Annotated in this window: 13 protein-coding genes; 7 read left to right on the top strand and 6 right to left on the bottom strand. The window is 63.0% G+C overall.

What is annotated here, in order from left to right; genetic code table 11:
* Positions 1 to 65: 65 nt before the first annotated feature.
* A complete protein-coding gene (locus I2I01_RS18505; protein ID WP_196287988.1) occupies positions 66 to 356 on the top strand; it encodes a hypothetical protein in 291 nt (96 codons plus the stop codon).
* A gap of 278 nt (positions 357 to 634) precedes the next feature.
* Here the strand turns inward: I2I01_RS18505 and I2I01_RS18500 are convergent, their stop codons facing one another.
* A complete protein-coding gene (locus I2I01_RS18500; RefSeq protein WP_211538030.1) occupies positions 635 to 1,954 on the bottom strand; it encodes a glycoside hydrolase family 28 protein in 1,320 nt (439 codons plus the stop codon).
* 222 nt (positions 1,955 to 2,176) lie between these two features.
* On the bottom strand, positions 2,177 to 2,824 hold the full coding sequence (locus tag I2I01_RS18495) for a zinc ribbon domain-containing protein (RefSeq protein WP_196287987.1): 648 nt from the start codon (positions 2,822 to 2,824) through the stop codon (positions 2,177 to 2,179).
* 199 nt (positions 2,825 to 3,023) lie between these two features.
* Here I2I01_RS18495 and I2I01_RS18490 point away from each other — a divergent pair, with 199 nt between their 5' ends.
* Together I2I01_RS18490 and I2I01_RS18485 are read left to right on the top strand one after the other, a co-directional pair.
* Entirely contained in the window at positions 3,024 to 3,926 is a 903-nt protein-coding gene (locus I2I01_RS18490; protein WP_196287986.1) for a helix-turn-helix domain-containing protein, read from the top strand.
* 82 nt (positions 3,927 to 4,008) lie between these two features.
* Positions 4,009 to 4,845: an SDR family NAD(P)-dependent oxidoreductase gene (locus I2I01_RS18485; protein ID WP_196287985.1), complete on the top strand. Its 837-nt coding sequence runs from the start codon at positions 4,009 to 4,011 to the stop codon at positions 4,843 to 4,845.
* Between the two features lie 38 nt (positions 4,846 to 4,883).
* Here the strand turns inward: I2I01_RS18485 and I2I01_RS18480 are convergent, their stop codons facing one another.
* Both I2I01_RS18480 and I2I01_RS18475 read right to left on the bottom strand, forming a co-directional pair.
* Positions 4,884 to 7,115 (bottom strand): TonB-dependent receptor, encoded by a 2,232-nt coding sequence (locus I2I01_RS18480; RefSeq protein ID WP_196287984.1) that lies wholly within the window; start codon positions 7,113 to 7,115, stop codon positions 4,884 to 4,886.
* 271 nt (positions 7,116 to 7,386) lie between these two features.
* On the bottom strand, positions 7,387 to 8,067 hold the full coding sequence (locus tag I2I01_RS18475; protein ID WP_196287983.1) for a spondin domain-containing protein: 681 nt from the start codon (positions 8,065 to 8,067) through the stop codon (positions 7,387 to 7,389).
* 353 nt (positions 8,068 to 8,420) lie between these two features.
* Between I2I01_RS18475 and I2I01_RS18470 the strand changes: the two genes are divergently transcribed.
* Entirely contained in the window at positions 8,421 to 10,046 is a 1,626-nt protein-coding gene (locus I2I01_RS18470) for an FG-GAP-like repeat-containing protein (protein WP_196287982.1), read from the top strand.
* A gap of 226 nt (positions 10,047 to 10,272) precedes the next feature.
* On the opposite strand, the gene I2I01_RS18465 is transcribed toward I2I01_RS18470, so the two are convergent.
* A complete protein-coding gene (locus tag I2I01_RS18465) occupies positions 10,273 to 10,689 on the bottom strand; it encodes a winged helix-turn-helix transcriptional regulator (RefSeq protein ID WP_196287981.1) in 417 nt (138 codons plus the stop codon).
* Positions 10,690 to 10,789: 100 nt separating this feature from the next.
* On the opposite strand from I2I01_RS18465, the gene I2I01_RS18460 reads away from it, so the two are divergent.
* From I2I01_RS18460 to I2I01_RS18450, 3 genes are all read left to right on the top strand, one after another.
* Positions 10,790 to 11,653 (top strand): SDR family oxidoreductase, encoded by an 864-nt coding sequence (locus tag I2I01_RS18460; protein WP_196287980.1) that lies wholly within the window; start codon positions 10,790 to 10,792, stop codon positions 11,651 to 11,653.
* Positions 11,654 to 11,999: 346 nt separating this feature from the next.
* A complete protein-coding gene (locus I2I01_RS18455) occupies positions 12,000 to 12,695 on the top strand; it encodes a helix-turn-helix transcriptional regulator (protein WP_196287979.1) in 696 nt (231 codons plus the stop codon).
* A 100-nt stretch (positions 12,696 to 12,795) separates the two neighbouring features.
* Positions 12,796 to 13,197 (top strand): VOC family protein, encoded by a 402-nt coding sequence (locus tag I2I01_RS18450; protein WP_196287978.1) that lies wholly within the window; start codon positions 12,796 to 12,798, stop codon positions 13,195 to 13,197.
* A gap of 104 nt (positions 13,198 to 13,301) precedes the next feature.
* On the opposite strand, the gene I2I01_RS18445 is transcribed toward I2I01_RS18450, so the two are convergent.
* Positions 13,302 to 13,943: an NAD(P)-dependent oxidoreductase gene (locus tag I2I01_RS18445; protein ID WP_196287977.1), complete on the bottom strand. Its 642-nt coding sequence runs from the start codon at positions 13,941 to 13,943 to the stop codon at positions 13,302 to 13,304.
* Between the last annotated feature and the right edge of the window lie 127 nt (positions 13,944 to 14,070).

Genomic DNA, 14,070 nt, shown 5'->3' with positions numbered 1-14,070 from the left:
TGCAAAGGGATAGACAAGCGCTTAAACACTCATCACAGCGCATCACCCTTTAAAAAACCACTGCCATGAAAACCAAGCTTTTTTCGTTCGTCGCCGCCCTCGGCCTGTTTGCTGCCACTGCTTCTTCGGCCACGGCCGCCACTTATCCTCCCATCAAAGACCGCCGCGAACTGGCCCGCATTGAGCGCGAACGGGCCATTGAGCGGGCCCGCCGCGAAGCCGCCCAACGGGAACAGCAACGCCTCGCCGCCGAGCGCGCCCGCCTCGAAGCCCAGCGCCGCGCCGAGCAGCAGCGCGCCGCCGAACGCGCCCGCTGGGAAGCCCAGCACCGCTACGATGGCCACGGCCGCCGCTAAGTAGATGCCATTTTGAGCAAAAAAGCCTCGCCATATACTGGCGAGGCTTTTTTGTTGGCGAAAAGGGCCGTCATGCTGAGCGCAGCCGAAGCATCTCTATCGCGCCGTTTGTCATCCTGACGAAGGAAGCATCTTATCACCACTGAACGACAGTCGTTCTTACTTGATAAGGTCCTTCGTCTCTGCTCGAGCCGCAGAATGCTCAGATGACAGATGGCGCAGTAGAGATGCTTCGGCTGCGCTCAGCATGACGTTCGAATGGTCATCTGCCCATGAGCTCAATCCGGCTTCAGGGGCGTAGCGGCTGGGGCGGTTTGGGTGGCAGCGGTGAGGGGGGTGCCGTTGAGGGTGACGTTTTGGAATTTGATGTCCGGGTACTTATTTGGGAAAGCGGCCTGGTCGGCGGTGGCGTCCACGTTTTTGAAGGTGATGTTGCTCACTTTGTCGGTGGGGTTGCCGTTGAGCACGGCGAACTGCTTGCATTTCACCTTTACGTTCGACACGGTGATGTTGCGGATGGTGCCAAAAGGCTTTTCGGTGCTGCCGGCCATGTTGAAAAACTGCGTCCAGGGCGAAAGCGTGACGATGGTGCCGCACTTGCCGGTGATGCCGTCAACGGTGATGTTTTCGTAGACCTGGTAGGTGTCGGGGCGCATCTTGAAGAGTAGCACGGGCCGCTCGTTGTCCATTTTGCAGTTGCGCATGGTGATGCGGTTGGCGTGGATGCACTCGCTGCCGCAGGTGAGGGCCGCGTGCACTTCGCCGAAAGTGCAGTTCTCAATCAGCACGTCTTCGATGGGGCCGTTTTCAGGCAGCTTCTGGGCCGTGGGGCCTTTGCCGCCCTTGATGGCGATGCCATCGTCGTTGACGGAAATGTAGCAGTTGCGGACGGTGACCTTGCGGCACACGTCGATGTCGATGGCGTCGGTGCTGGGCGCCTTCACCGGGCGGAAGGGCGAGCGGATGTCGCAGCCCTCGATGAGGACGTTGTTGGACTGGTAGAGGTGGGTGGTCCAGAAGCCCGAGTTGTGCAGCTTCACGTTCTTGATGGCCACGTTGTCGGAGCCCCAGATGAAGACCAGGCGGGGGCGGTGCACCTCTAGATTGGTGGCATACTTGCCCAGCTTCGACATCGAGTCGCGGTAGAACCAGAACCGCTTCCAGAAATTCAGCCCGTTGCCATCGATGGTACCGGGGCCGTTGATGGTGAAGCCGTTCACCTTGGTGGCATTCACCAGCGCGGCGTAGTAGTCGAGCTTCTGGCCTTCCATGCGCGAGGGCACCAGCGGGTAGTCGGCAATGTTATCGGAGCCTTTGAGCTTGGCCCCGGCCTGCAGACGCAGGTGGGTGCCCGGCTTGAAAAACAGCGCCCCACTTAAATACACACCCTTGGGAATGACGATGGTGCCGCCACCGGCCGCGCTGGCCTTGTCGATTACCTTTTGGATGGCCTGGGTATTCAGCTTGGTGCTGTCGGTGCTGGCGCCGTACTGGGTAATGACGTACTCTTTGGGGGCAGCAGGCGCTTTCGGCGGGGCGGGGGAGCGGAGCGAAAAGGCCGCCAGGCAGGCCATCAGCGGCGCTAGGAGGAGTTTCATGGGGCGGGAAATAGGTTGAACAACGCAAAGAAGCGCCCACCCGCCGGCCGCACTGTTCTGTAGTTACCTGATGTAGGCGTTTTCGATGTTAAGAAGAACATCATGCTGAGCGCAGCCGAAGCATCTCGCGTGCAGCAGTTATCATTTACTCTCGCGGTAGAGATGCTTCGGCTGCGCTCAGCATGACGGTCAATTTTACTCAGGTATTGGCCTTCAGCCGCTCTAGCTCTTCGTGCCGCACTCGGCGCAGAACTTTTGCTCGGGCTGCAGCTTGGTGCCGCAGCCGGTGCAGTGGCGCTCCTGCGGCTTGGCGGCGGGGTTGGGAGTGCCGCAGCTGCCGCAGAACTTCTGCTCGGCCGTGAGCTTGGCCTGGCAGTTGGGGCACTGCAGCAGGGCGCCGCGGTTCAGAAAGTCGATGTGCTGGGTGTAGTCCTGCTCGCGGGTTTTGGTGCGAATTTGTTCTTGCGTGGCCTGGGCCTGGTGGGCGCGCAGCTCTTCCTGCTCGTCGGGGGCGCAGTCTTCGCAGAGGCCGGCGCTATGGTTCCAGCAGGCATCGGGGCACACCCAGTGGCCGCAGCGGGTGCACTGCTTGAACTGCTGCTTGCCCTCGGCCACGGCCTTTTGCAGGGCCTCGTCGTGGGCCTTGCCGCCCACGGCGCGCTGGATGTGGTAGGCCGCATTTTCGGCCCCGCCTAGCCCGCCAAACAAGCTGCCCGCCGCTTGCAGCAGGCTGCCGGCAATGCCAATGGCGTTGGGCTGGAAGCGCGACATGTAGCCGTTGTAGCACTTGTCGCAGTGGAACTTGAACTGGAATCCTTTGTCGGTGGAAAGGTCGTCGTAGTTGGCAACGAATTGAATTAAGTCGCTCATAGCGGAACGGGGAAGGGTGTGGATGGGCAAAAATAGAAGCAGCTCCGATTTGGCTGCTAGGGGAGCCAACGTGCTCATTTCATCGCCGCCCGGCATTTTTCATTACTGCAATTAAATGGCACTGCCATCACACGCATTGCCCTGCGCTCGAAGCCTTGCCTGGTGAAATTTGGTCGTTTGATTTGCGTAGCTTCGGCCTATGCCCCAGCATCACACCCTCGAAGACTTTTACCGCGTCAAGGTCAACTGGCTGCCCGACAACCTGCGCCAGGACCTCGGCCATTTCAACGTGTTCCGGCTCGACGACTTTGTGGGGCCGGCCGCTAGGAGCCTGCCGTATAGCCGCAAGGATTTTTATAAAATCACCTTCGTGGTGGGCCAAAGCACCTACCACTACGCCGATAAAAGTGTGCGCGTGGAAGGCAATGCACTCTTCTTCTCTAACCCGCAGGTGCCCTACCACTGGGAGCCGTTTGACGCGCAGCAAAGCGGCTTTTTCTGCATCTTCACCGAGCATTTCCTGCAGCAGCACACCAGCATCCGGCTCGCTGAGTTCCCCGTGTTTCAGCCCAATGGCCAAGCCATTTACCTGCTCAATGAAGCCCAGCAGGCCAATGTGCGCCAGCTCTACCAAAAGATGTTCGACGAGCTTGGTTCGGACTATGCCTTTAAGTATGACCTGCTGCGGGCCTACGTGCTGGAGCTGATTCACAGCGCCCAGAAGCTGCAGCCGGCCACCACGCTCTACCGCGGCAGCACGGCTGCTACGCGCATTGCCTCGCTCTTCACTGAGCTTCTGGCCCGGCAGTTTCCCATCGAAGTGAAAGGGCAGCAAGTGAAGCTGCGCACCGCGCAGGACTTCGCTACGCAGCTGGCCGTGCACACCAACCACCTCAACCGCGCCCTCAAGGAAGTAACCGGCAAAACCACCACCCAGCTCCTGGCCGAGCGCCTGGTGCAGGAAGCCCAGGCCCTGCTCAAGCACACCGACTGGCCGGTGGGCCTCATTGGCTACAGCCTGAGATTTGAGGAGCCGGCGCATTTCAACAACTTTTTCAAGAAGCACACCGGCCACACGCCCACCGCCGCGCGGGCTGTTTGATTTTCGTAAGCATTGGTTTGAATGGGGCAAACGGGCGGGCCGTGGCTTGCCCAACCTTTGTGCTGTACTAACCGCACAGTTTATGAATTCTCCTCAAACCTGGTTTATCACCGGCGCCTCGCAGGGCCTGGGCCTGGGCCTGGCCACCCAGCTGCTGGCCGCCGGGCACCGCGTGGCGGCCACCTCGCGCCACCTGGCCAGCCTCACCGCTGCCATTTCCGAGCCCACCGAATCCTTCCTGCCGCTGGCCGTCGACCTGCCCAGCGAGGCCAGCGTGGCGCAGGCCATTGACGCCACCATTTCCACCTTCGGCCGCCTCGATGTGGTGGTGAACAACGCCGGCTACGGCATGGGCGGCAGCATCGAGGAAATGAGCGATGCCGAAACCCGCCACAGCTTCGAAACCAACGTGTTTGGAGCGCTGAACGTTATTCGGAAGGCCTTGCCTCACCTGCGGGCGCAGGGCAGCGGACACATCATTAACATTTCCTCCATTGCTGCCATGGCGGGCGCTACGGGCTGGGCTATTTATGCCGCGACGAAGGCAGCGATGAGTGCCTTCACGGAGGTGCTGGCCCAGGACGTGGCCGATTTCGGCCTAAAAGTGACGGTGGTGGAGCCCGGCGCGCTCCGCACCAATTTCCTTGCGCCCGAATCCTTGGTGATGGCCCGCCAGCCCATTGCCGAATACGAAGCCGTGCGCGCCTCCCACGCCCGCTACCTCACCCTAAACGGCGCCCAGGCTGGCGACCCGGCCAAAGCCGCGGCCGCCATCATTCGCCTGGCCCGTGAAAAAAATCCGCCGTTGCACCTGCTGCTCGGGGCCGATGCCTACGAGCGGGCGCAAGCCAAACTGACCTCGCTCGGCCAGCAGTTTGATACCTGGCAGGCCGTCTCGAAATCCATCGCCTTCGACTAAAGCCCGCGCCAAGCCACCGACAGCCTTGCGTAGCCGCTCTATTGCCGCACCAGTTTCCAGTTCACCGATAGGTTGAACACGCGGCCTTCCACCGGCGCCCAGAGCTCGGGGAAAACGGGATTGGCGCGGTTGCCGAAGGCCACGGCCTCGCGGCGGGTCTGGCGGTAGTCGAGCAGGTTTTCGCCGTTAAGGATGAAGGTCCAGGGGCCGGTGGTGTAGCGCACCAGGGCCGCCAGAATGGGATAGCCGGGGCGGGTGGAGCCGTCGTCGAGGTACTGGCGGCCGGTGTAGCTGGCCTCGATGCCCAGGGCCAGGTGCTCACCCAGTTCCTCGGTGGCCACGGTGGAGAGCTTGTGGCGGGCGGCCAGGGGCACGTTGGGGTTCGCGGCGTCGTATTGGCGGCGGGCGTAGGTGTAGAGGTAGCCGAAGTAGATTTCGGTTTCGTCGTAGCGCAGGCGGGCGTAGCTTTCCAGGCCCTGGCTCACGGTGGGCGCGGAGGCGTTGTACCAGGTCAGGGGCTCGGTGTACTGCAACGGGTTGGTGTAATCTATTACCGGCTGGCTCAGCACCAGCGGGTCTTGCAGGCGGGTGTAGAAAAAGCCCTGGTTCAGGTTCAGGCTGAGGCCGGAGGCAAAGCGGTGCAGGTAGTTCACGTCGCCGTTTAGGCCTTGGCTGCGCTCGGCGCTGAGGCCGCGCAGGGGCTGCACCAGGGGCATTTCCCGCTCGTCCAGCTCGTTCACATAGGGTACCGGCACACGGTAGCCGTAGCCGCCGTTCAGGCGCAGCGTGAAATCGGCGCTGGCCTTGAACAGCACGGCGGCGCGGGGCAATAGGAAGTTGCCGTAGATGTTGTGATGGTCGAGGCGCAGGCCGCCCTGCACGCTCAGGGTGGGCGTGAGCTGCCAGTCGTCTTGCACAAAGCCACCCACCGTGGCATAGGTGTAGTCGTTGAGCAGGGACGTGCGGCTCGCGGCCGGCAGGGGCTGGAAGTCCTCGCCCAGCACGTTGAGGCCGCCCACCAGCGTGTGGTGGCCGTAGCGGTGCAGGTAGCTCACTTCGGAGTAATAACTCAGCTGCCGCGCGGCGTAGTCCACCGTGTTGGTGCTCACGCCGCGCCGAAACCAGCTGGCCGTGCCCTTCACCGTGAGGCTGCCGCCGGCCAGGCTGTCCTGGGTGTAAATGAGGTCGGCGGAGTGCCGCTGGGTGCGGTTGGTGACGAAAAACTTGGGCACGCCGGTGCTGATTTGGTCCTGCACCACGGCCACGTCGCCACCCTGGCGGTTTTCCACGGTGCCGGTATAGCCAAGGGCCAGCTGGCCGTTTTTGGGGTAATAGAACAGGCGCGGGTGCACCATGAAGTTGCGCAGCTGGGGCACGTCCACGAAGCCGTCGCCGTCCACGTCGGTGCTTTGCTGGCGGGTGCCGCCCGCAAACAGCGTGTAGCCCACTCGCTGGTTGCGCCCGCTGGCGAAGCCGTTGAGGTTGCTTTCCTTCAGCGTCGATTGGTTGGCCGTGAAGGTGAGCTGCGGGGTTCCCAGCACGGGCGCCTTGCTCACCAGGTTCACCAGGCCCGCAATGGCACCGCCGCCATACAGCGTAGAGCTGGAGCCCTTGATGAGCTCAATCTGGCGCAGGTCGAGCGGCGGAATCTGCAGGATGCCGAACGAGCCCGAGTAGCCGCCGAGCAGCGGCAGGCCGTCGCGCAGAATCTGGGAGTAGCGCCCCGGCAGGCCCTGAATGCGCAGGTCGGCGTTGCCGGTGGTGGGGGAGGTGGGCTGAATCTGTGTGCCGGCCAGGTCGCCGAGCAGCGAGGCGATGTTGCCGGGCTTGATGCCGTTTTCCTCGGTCAGCTCCTCCTCGCCAATCACCTCCACGCGGGTGGGCAGGTCTTCGAGGCGCGAATTGGTGCGGGTGGCCGTCACCAGCACTTCTTCCTCAATGGCCTGGGCGCTGGCGGCCAGCTGCAGGGTGAGCGGGGTGCCTGCGGCCGGGGCGGCCACCAGCCGCGTGCGGTAGCCCAGCGCCTCCACGCGCAGGCGGGTGCCGGCGGCCGGAGCGGGGGTAAGCACGGCCTCGCCGCGCACGTCGGTGGCGGCGCCCACGCCCGTGCCCGGCACGCTCACGCTGCCCCCAATCACGGGCGCCTGGCTCAGCGAATCGCGCAGAATGACCGTGAGCGACTGCGCCCGGCCCGCCAGCGGCAGCAGCAAAAACAACACGACCAGCAGCCCGCCAGCCCGCCGATTCAACAACTCAACACAAAAGCGCATGCCACAGAAAGATTTGGTGAAAGCCCAACCGGCGTCATACGGCCGGGCGCGGCGAAGGTAGGCGCCTCTTTTGTAGCAAATCTGTAGCGCAGGGGCTTCAAATCGGTACGGCGGCGCTCGCGCACCCAACGACGCAGAGGCGGGGCTTACTGGAAAAAAGCCGGTTTGCGACCAAGTAGCTCGCGGGGCCAAATACCGCGCCCGGGGGTGAAGGCGCCGTGAAGCACGAGGCCGGGCCGCGTTGCCTGCTTTAGAAGCCGCGGCCAACTTATTATTTAATGCGCTCCAGCAGCCAAGTGCCCAGCGGTGGGCCGTCGGGTGCGGTGCCCTGGGCGGGAGGCAATTGCAGCGGGGCTACCACGCCGGCCGGCAGGGTGGGCTGGTCGGGGGCGGTGAAGGTAGGGCCGCTGTCGGTGCCGGCGTCGTAGGCGCGGGCGGGAACCCGGCGCTGCGCTACCCATTGGCCCTTGGCGTCGAGCAGGTTTTCGGCTTCGAGCGCCACAAACCAGTCGGGGCTCGGCGCAATCATTGTGACCAGACTCAGGCGGGGATGGGCGGCGTCGAGGCGAATGGTGTCGGCCACCATGCCGGGCGAGTAGAAGTAGGGAGCTTCCAGCAAGCGGAAAGCGACCCCGCTACGTTGCAGCGCCGCAATTTCGGCGCGCAGGGCGGTGTTGTTGCCCCGCTCGGCCATGTCCTTGATACCGAGACTGGCCGCCTGACCGGGCCGAAACAGCAGCCCATCGGCTGCGTGCGAGGCGCCGATGACGTTTGAAAAGTGCGCGCCAGCCGGGAAGTTGGCGTGGGTACCCGCGCTCCAGGTGGCCTCAAATGTGACGCGATAGAGGGCTGGTTCCGGCATAGGCACAGGCAAAATTTCGCCGGTGTCTGGGGCTTTGGAGCAGGCGGCCAGCCCAACGACAAGCAACAAGGGATGGAGCGAACGAGGCATGGCGCAAAATGATAAGAGCATCCGGGGTACTTGCCAGGCCAGACGCCCGCTAGCTCTTGTCCTTACGGCCATAACGGTTTTTTATTGTGGGGCTGCAGGCAATAGCTGCTGCTCTGCTCTGGCAAGGCTACCCAGGTAATAACTGGGCTTTTTTACGAAACCATTTTGGGCAGAGTAGTGCGGGTAAAGCGCCGGATATACCTCTCGAATGAAGCCTGGTTGTAGATTGGCTTCACGCCAGTTAAGTAAGCGAAGCGAGTTGATAAGCATTTGTTTGTCAGCGCAGCTGAAGAGTCTTACATTGGCCGACAGTTGCCCCGCTGGAAATACTTCGCTTCCTCATCCCTTTCCGCATGAAGACATTTTTTACTGTTACCAACTGCTTTCTGCTGGCGCTGGCCGGACTACTGGCACCCCGAACGGTGGCAGCTCAGGGGCCGCTCTTTTCCCGCGTAGCAAACTATTCCTCGGGTGCGGGATTTGTGAAGGCGGTGGCGGTGGGCGATGTTGACAACGACGGCCAAATGGACATCGTGACAGCGAACAAGTACTCCGGTACGGTGACAGTGCTGCTGGGGCAGGGCGGAGGGGGCTTTACCTCGAGCATGCCGCTGCCCAGCGGCAACGGCACCTGCGACGTGGCGCTGGCCGACGTGAACGGCGACGGGCGGCTCGATATTTTCACCGCTGCCGATTACGCGAATGCCGTTGGAGTGCTGTTAAGCCAGGCCGGGGGAGGGTTTGCCCCGGTGGCACTGTATTCGCAGGGTGTGGTCAGTGGTCCGCGGAACCTGGCGCTGGGCGACGTCAACGGCGACGGGTGGCTCGACTTGGTTGTGGCCACCATCAGCGACGTCGTGGTGCTGCCCGGGCTGGCCGGGGGCGCGTTTGCGTCGGCAATACACTATTCTACGGGTGTGGGCAGCAGTCCGCTGGGCCTGGTGCTGAGCGACCTGAACGGCGACGGCCGCCTGGATGTGGTCACGTCCGATTTTGCCGGCAATTCGGCCGCAGTGCTGCTGGGGCAGGCCAATGGCACCCTGGGCCCGGTGACGAAATACCCGGTCGGCACGAGCCCTACCTCCGTGGCGCTGGGCGACCTGAACGGCGACGGGCGAACCGACTTGCTGCTGTCTCACGACGCAACCGGCAACTACAGCGTCAGCGTGTTGTACGCGCAGGCCGGTGGCGGCTACTTGCTGCAGCAGTACTATAACGATGGGAGTAGTTTCGACGTGGGAGCGGCCGATTTCAACGGCGACGGCCACCTCGACATTGTAGCGGTGCACCACGGCTATCAAGTCCATGTGCTGCTTTGGCAGGCGCCCAATACTTTTTCTTACCCCACGCAGTACATCGCCGGAAATTTCCCCGTGGGCGTTGCCGTGGCCGATGTGAACGGCGACGGCCAGCCCGATGTGGTGACGGCCAACGACAACGGCGAAGCGGTGGGGGTGTTGCTCAACCGGAGTCCGGTGCCGCCCCCCGTCCTCCGCAGCGTAAGCCCGGCCAGCGGCCCGGTGGGCGCCGTCGTCACGCTTACAGGCAGCTATCTGGCGGGTGCCACGGCGGTGCAGTTTAATGGCAGCGCCGCGGCCCAGGTCACGTCCGTTTCGGCGTCCCGGCTCACGGTGGTGGTACCGCCCGGCGCCGTTTCGGGGGCTATAACGGTGACCACGCCCAGCGGCGCGGCCACTTCGGCGGGGTCGTTTACGGTGTCGGCGCCGTTGGCTTCGGCCACGCCCCGGCTGATGGCGCTGGGCCTATATCCCAACCCGGCCCGGGAGGCCGTCACGCTGACCATGCCTGCCGCTTCCCACGAACGGCAGCTTTTAATAGTCGACGCCGTAGGCCGAACCGTGGGGCAAATGCTGGTGCAGCCGCGCGCCACCGCCGTGGTGCTGCCCCTGGCGGGCCTGTCGGCTGGCGTCTACTCGGTGCAGTGTGAGGCAGCCAGGGCGCGGCTGTTTGTTGAATAACACCGCGTGAGCTTGCTCATACTCCGCTACGCAGTGAACACCTGTGCCGGCATGGAGAGGTGCCTGCGCATCCAGCCCCAGAACAAGCGCATTGCCTTCGGCAGAAGCCGCTCCTTAGGCAATACTGAAGCTAAGCAACCCGCCTAAGCCGCTAATCAAGAAACAAAAAGCCCCGCCAGCTACTGGCGGGGCTTTTTGTTGGCGGCGTGAGGAGGCGCGCCGCTTGTTACGTGAGGGCCTGCTCGCGGGCGAGCTGCTGGTACTTCGCCACGGCCGCGTCTTTCCCCGCCCGCAACTCTTCCAATAAGCCAGGGGCCACCACGGTCGGGCCGTGCTTGGCTCCCCACAGTAATAGCTCCACAATGATGGGAACGGTGTCCAGCCCTTTTTCCGTGAGGCGGTAGGTGAATTTCGATTTCTTATCGGCGGCCACGGCCTTGGTCAAGATGCCTTGCGCCTCCAGCACGGCCAGGCGGTCGGCCAGCACGTTGGTGGCTATTTTCTCGGCCGACTGCAGGAATTGCCCATAGGTTGACTTCCCTGCAAATACGATGTCGCGGAGAATGAGCAGGGTCCATTTGTCGCCCAGCAAGTCGAGCGAGGTGCTGACCGGGCAGGTAGAGCGCTGTTTTAGCTCTTTCATAACAAGAAAATTATTCCACTTGCTTTTTGCAAGTAATGTATTATACATTTGCACTTGCAATTTGCAAGCAAATATACACGCTTTTACTCCTAACCCCATCATGATATTAGTAACTGGAGCCACCGGTGGCCTGGGCCACGAAACCATCGAATGCTTGCTTAAGACCACCCCGGCCACGGAAATTGCCGCCTTAGTGCGCGATGTGAGCAAAGCCGCCGACCTCGTGCAGCGGGGCGTCGACGTGCGGCAAGGTGACTACTTCGATTACCCCACGCTGGTGCGGGCCTTCCAGGGCATCGAGAAGGTGCTGCTGGTATCGGCCGTGGCGTTTACCGACCGGGTGCAGCAGCACCGCAACGTCATCGACGCCGCCAAGGAAGCCGGGGTGAAGCACCTGTTCTACACCAGCATCCAGCGCAGCTCCGATTTTGTGCTGCCGCAGGTGACGGAAAGCGACCTGGCCACCGAAGCCTACCTCAAAGCGTCGGGGCTGGTGTACACCATTCTCCGCAACGGCTACTACTTCGAAGGCCTGGGCTACCTGATTGGGAGTGGGGCGCCGGCCGCGGAAATCCGTTTCCCGGCGGGCGAAGGCAAAATAGCCTTCATCCAGCGCACCGAGCTGGCCGCCGCCACGGCCGCCCTGCTCACCAGCGAGGGGCACGACAACCAGGAATATACCCTGACCGGGAGCGAAGCCTATTCATTTCACGACGTGGCCCGGGAGCTCTCCGCGCTGGCGGGCCGGCCCATCGTGTACCGCAGCAGCGAGCCGGCGCCCTATATCGCGCAGACGGTAGCCGCCGGCTTCCCCGATTTCGTGGCTACCTTCTTTGCCCAGTGGGGCGACGCCGCCAAGCACGGCATGCTGGCCGGCACCGACGATACCGTGGCGCGCCTGCTGGGCCGCAAGCCCACGTCGCTGCGGGAGTACCTGAAGGCGGCTTATTTCCCGGGGGCCTGACCACTTGTGGCCACGAAGAGGCCTTTGGGTTTTGCTGAAACACTCCCCCGAAACGTCATGCTGAGTGCAGTCGAAGCATCTCTACCGCGCAAGTAATTGATTGCGTTGCGTGATAGAGATGCTTCGGCTGCGCTCAGCATGACGTTCTTTTAAACACCCCAATGACATTTTTTTAAACTCTCAAACTGTTTTATGCCGCCGGAGAAAAAGCCCCGCCAATAGCTGGCGGGGCTTTTTTGTAGGGACGGGATGTGGCCAAATCATAAGCCGCTTCAGACGCTTTTTAGCGCCTCGGAAGCGGCTTAATTTGCACAGCGCACCCGCCCTCAATGATTACGCCTGTTTCATGAATCGCATCGACCGCCTGTTTGGCATCACCACCCTGCTGCAAACGAAAAGGCACGTTTCGGCTGAGCAGCTGGCCGAGAACTTTGGCATCAGCGTGCGCACGGTTTACCGCGACATTCGGGCGCTGGGCGAGCAGGGCATCCCCATCAGCTTCGAGCCGAACCGGGGCTACTGCCTAGTGCAGGGCTATTTCCTGCCGCCGGTGTCCTTCACGCCGGAAGAGGCCAATGCCCTGGTGCTGCTGGAAGCCATTGCCGCCACCCTGGCCGATACCACCGTGCAGGCCCATTACGCCTCGGCGCTGCGTAAAGTGAAAGCGGTGCTCCGCACGCCGGAAAAAGACCGACTGGAGCAGTTTGCCAGCCGCATCGAGCTGCACGTGCCCGAGTACGCGCCGGGGCCGGCCGACTACCTGGCCCCCCTGCAGGCGGCCATTGCCAGCCGGCACATCGTGGAGCTGGAGTACCGCGACAAAAGCGGCAGCGCCAGCCAGCGCCGGGTCGAGCCCATTGGGCTGGCCTTCTACAATTTTTCCTGGCACCTGGTGGGGTGGTGCCACCTGCGGCAGGACTACCGCGACTTCCGCCTGACGCGCATTGAGCAGCTCACGGCCACTACCAGCCCGTTCACGCGGCCGCAGCACCTCACCCTCACCGAGTACGTGGCCCGCCTGCCCCGGCCGGCGGCGGTATAATTTTTTTTTCGGGGCGAAAAACGGACTGCCATAGGGCTGTCAGTGGGGGGCGTGTGCTTTGGGGCATCAATTCCAACCCCCATTTTTTAACCCTTTTCCGATGAATTTCGCTTCTGTTCGCGTCATCACCGCCGACATCGACCGCCTTCTGCCGTTTTACGAGCAGGTGACCGGCCTGCCCGCCACCCGCTACACCCCCGATTTTGCCGAGCTGCGCACGCCCACGGCCACGCTGGCCATTGGCAGCACGCGCACGCTGCAGTTTGAGGGCGGCCAGGGGGCCCGGCCTGCCAGCAACCAATCGGCTATTCTTGAATTCCGCGTGGCGGACGTGGATGCCGAATACCAGAAGCTGGCCGAGCAGCTCCGCGACGCCATTGTGCAAGGCCCCACCACCATGCCCTGGGGCAACCGCTCCTTCCTGTTCCGCGACCCTGACGGCAACCTGGTCAACTTCTTCGCGCCCGTCACGCCCGAAGCCATTCAGCGGTTCGACGGATAGGGGAACCCGCCTAACGCGGGGCAGCCGCCTGCCTGAGCCGCATAAACAGAAAGCCCCGCCAGTAGCTGGCGGGGCTTTCTGTTGGCTGGTATTAGCCCCTGCTCCTAATTCGCTACGAAAGGACACTGACGCAGGAACTTGTCGCTGGAAAGCTGCCCGAGAAGAAATTGCGCCAAATCGGCGGCGGCGATTTGTGGGCCCGGCCGGTGCGTGAGGCTGGTTTGCACGATGCCGGTGGCGGGCGCTTCCACAACGAGCGGCAGCCGCACGCAGGTCCAGTCCAGCGGGCTGCTGGCCAACAGGGCCAGCTCCCGGTGCCGGTCGGCCATGAAGGCGGGGAAATGCTGCTCCATGTAAGCGGCGGCTTGCCGGGTGGCCGCGTCGGGCTGGGGCTGGTCGGTGTCGTAGAGGCTGGTCACGGTGATGTAGCGGCGGATGCCCAGCTCCGGCAGCAGCGCCAGCAGGTGCGCGGTGACGCTGCTCAGGATGGGCACGCTTTCGCCCCGCGGATTGCCAAGCGTGCTGATGAGGGCTGAGCTCCCCGCCAGCAGCTGGCGCAGGGCGACCGGGTCGCGGGCGTCGCCTTCGAGGATGGTTAGCCGCTCGTGCCGCACCGCGAACTGCGCCGGGTGCCGGAGCAGCACGCGCACACGGTGGCCCGCCTGCAAAGCGGCCTGCACTACCGGGAAACCGGCCTTGCCGGCCCCGCCCAATAAGGCAAGGGAAGAAGAATTAAACAGATTCATGCTACTAAACGGTTGGGGCCCGCACCTGGCAGTGCCGGCACGGACCAATGAAAACGGACCTGGGCCGACACGCCAGGCTTGTGGCCCGCGGTGTCGGTTTCCCAGTACCCAAAAAAGAAAGAGGTGG

The sequence above is a fragment of the Hymenobacter properus genome, assembly GCF_015694735.1.
GTDB lineage: Bacteria > Bacteroidota > Bacteroidia > Cytophagales > Hymenobacteraceae > Hymenobacter > Hymenobacter properus.
The sequence above is the reverse complement of the archived record's forward strand: the minus strand, read 5'-3'. Positions and strand labels throughout refer to the sequence as shown.

Coding starts and splice junctions, on each gene's coding strand:
- I2I01_RS18505 (WP_196287988.1), top strand. CDS start 66: ATGAAAACCAAGCTTTTTTCGTTCGTCGCCGCCCTCGGCCTGTTTGCT.
- I2I01_RS18500 (WP_211538030.1), bottom strand. CDS start 1,954: ATGAAACTCCTCCTAGCGCCGCTGATGGCCTGCCTGGCGGCCTTTTCG.
- I2I01_RS18495 (WP_196287987.1), bottom strand. CDS start 2,824: ATGAGCGACTTAATTCAATTCGTTGCCAACTACGACGACCTTTCCACC.
- I2I01_RS18490 (WP_196287986.1), top strand. CDS start 3,024: ATGCCCCAGCATCACACCCTCGAAGACTTTTACCGCGTCAAGGTCAAC.
- I2I01_RS18485 (WP_196287985.1), top strand. CDS start 4,009: ATGAATTCTCCTCAAACCTGGTTTATCACCGGCGCCTCGCAGGGCCTG.
- I2I01_RS18480 (WP_196287984.1), bottom strand. CDS start 7,115: ATGCGCTTTTGTGTTGAGTTGTTGAATCGGCGGGCTGGCGGGCTGCTG.
- I2I01_RS18475 (WP_196287983.1), bottom strand. CDS start 8,067: ATGCCTCGTTCGCTCCATCCCTTGTTGCTTGTCGTTGGGCTGGCCGCC.
- I2I01_RS18470 (WP_196287982.1), top strand. CDS start 8,421: ATGAAGACATTTTTTACTGTTACCAACTGCTTTCTGCTGGCGCTGGCC.
- I2I01_RS18465 (WP_196287981.1), bottom strand. CDS start 10,689: ATGAAAGAGCTAAAACAGCGCTCTACCTGCCCGGTCAGCACCTCGCTC.
- I2I01_RS18460 (WP_196287980.1), top strand. CDS start 10,790: ATGATATTAGTAACTGGAGCCACCGGTGGCCTGGGCCACGAAACCATC.
- I2I01_RS18455 (WP_196287979.1), top strand. CDS start 12,000: ATGAATCGCATCGACCGCCTGTTTGGCATCACCACCCTGCTGCAAACG.
- I2I01_RS18450 (WP_196287978.1), top strand. CDS start 12,796: ATGAATTTCGCTTCTGTTCGCGTCATCACCGCCGACATCGACCGCCTT.
- I2I01_RS18445 (WP_196287977.1), bottom strand. CDS start 13,943: ATGAATCTGTTTAATTCTTCTTCCCTTGCCTTATTGGGCGGGGCCGGC.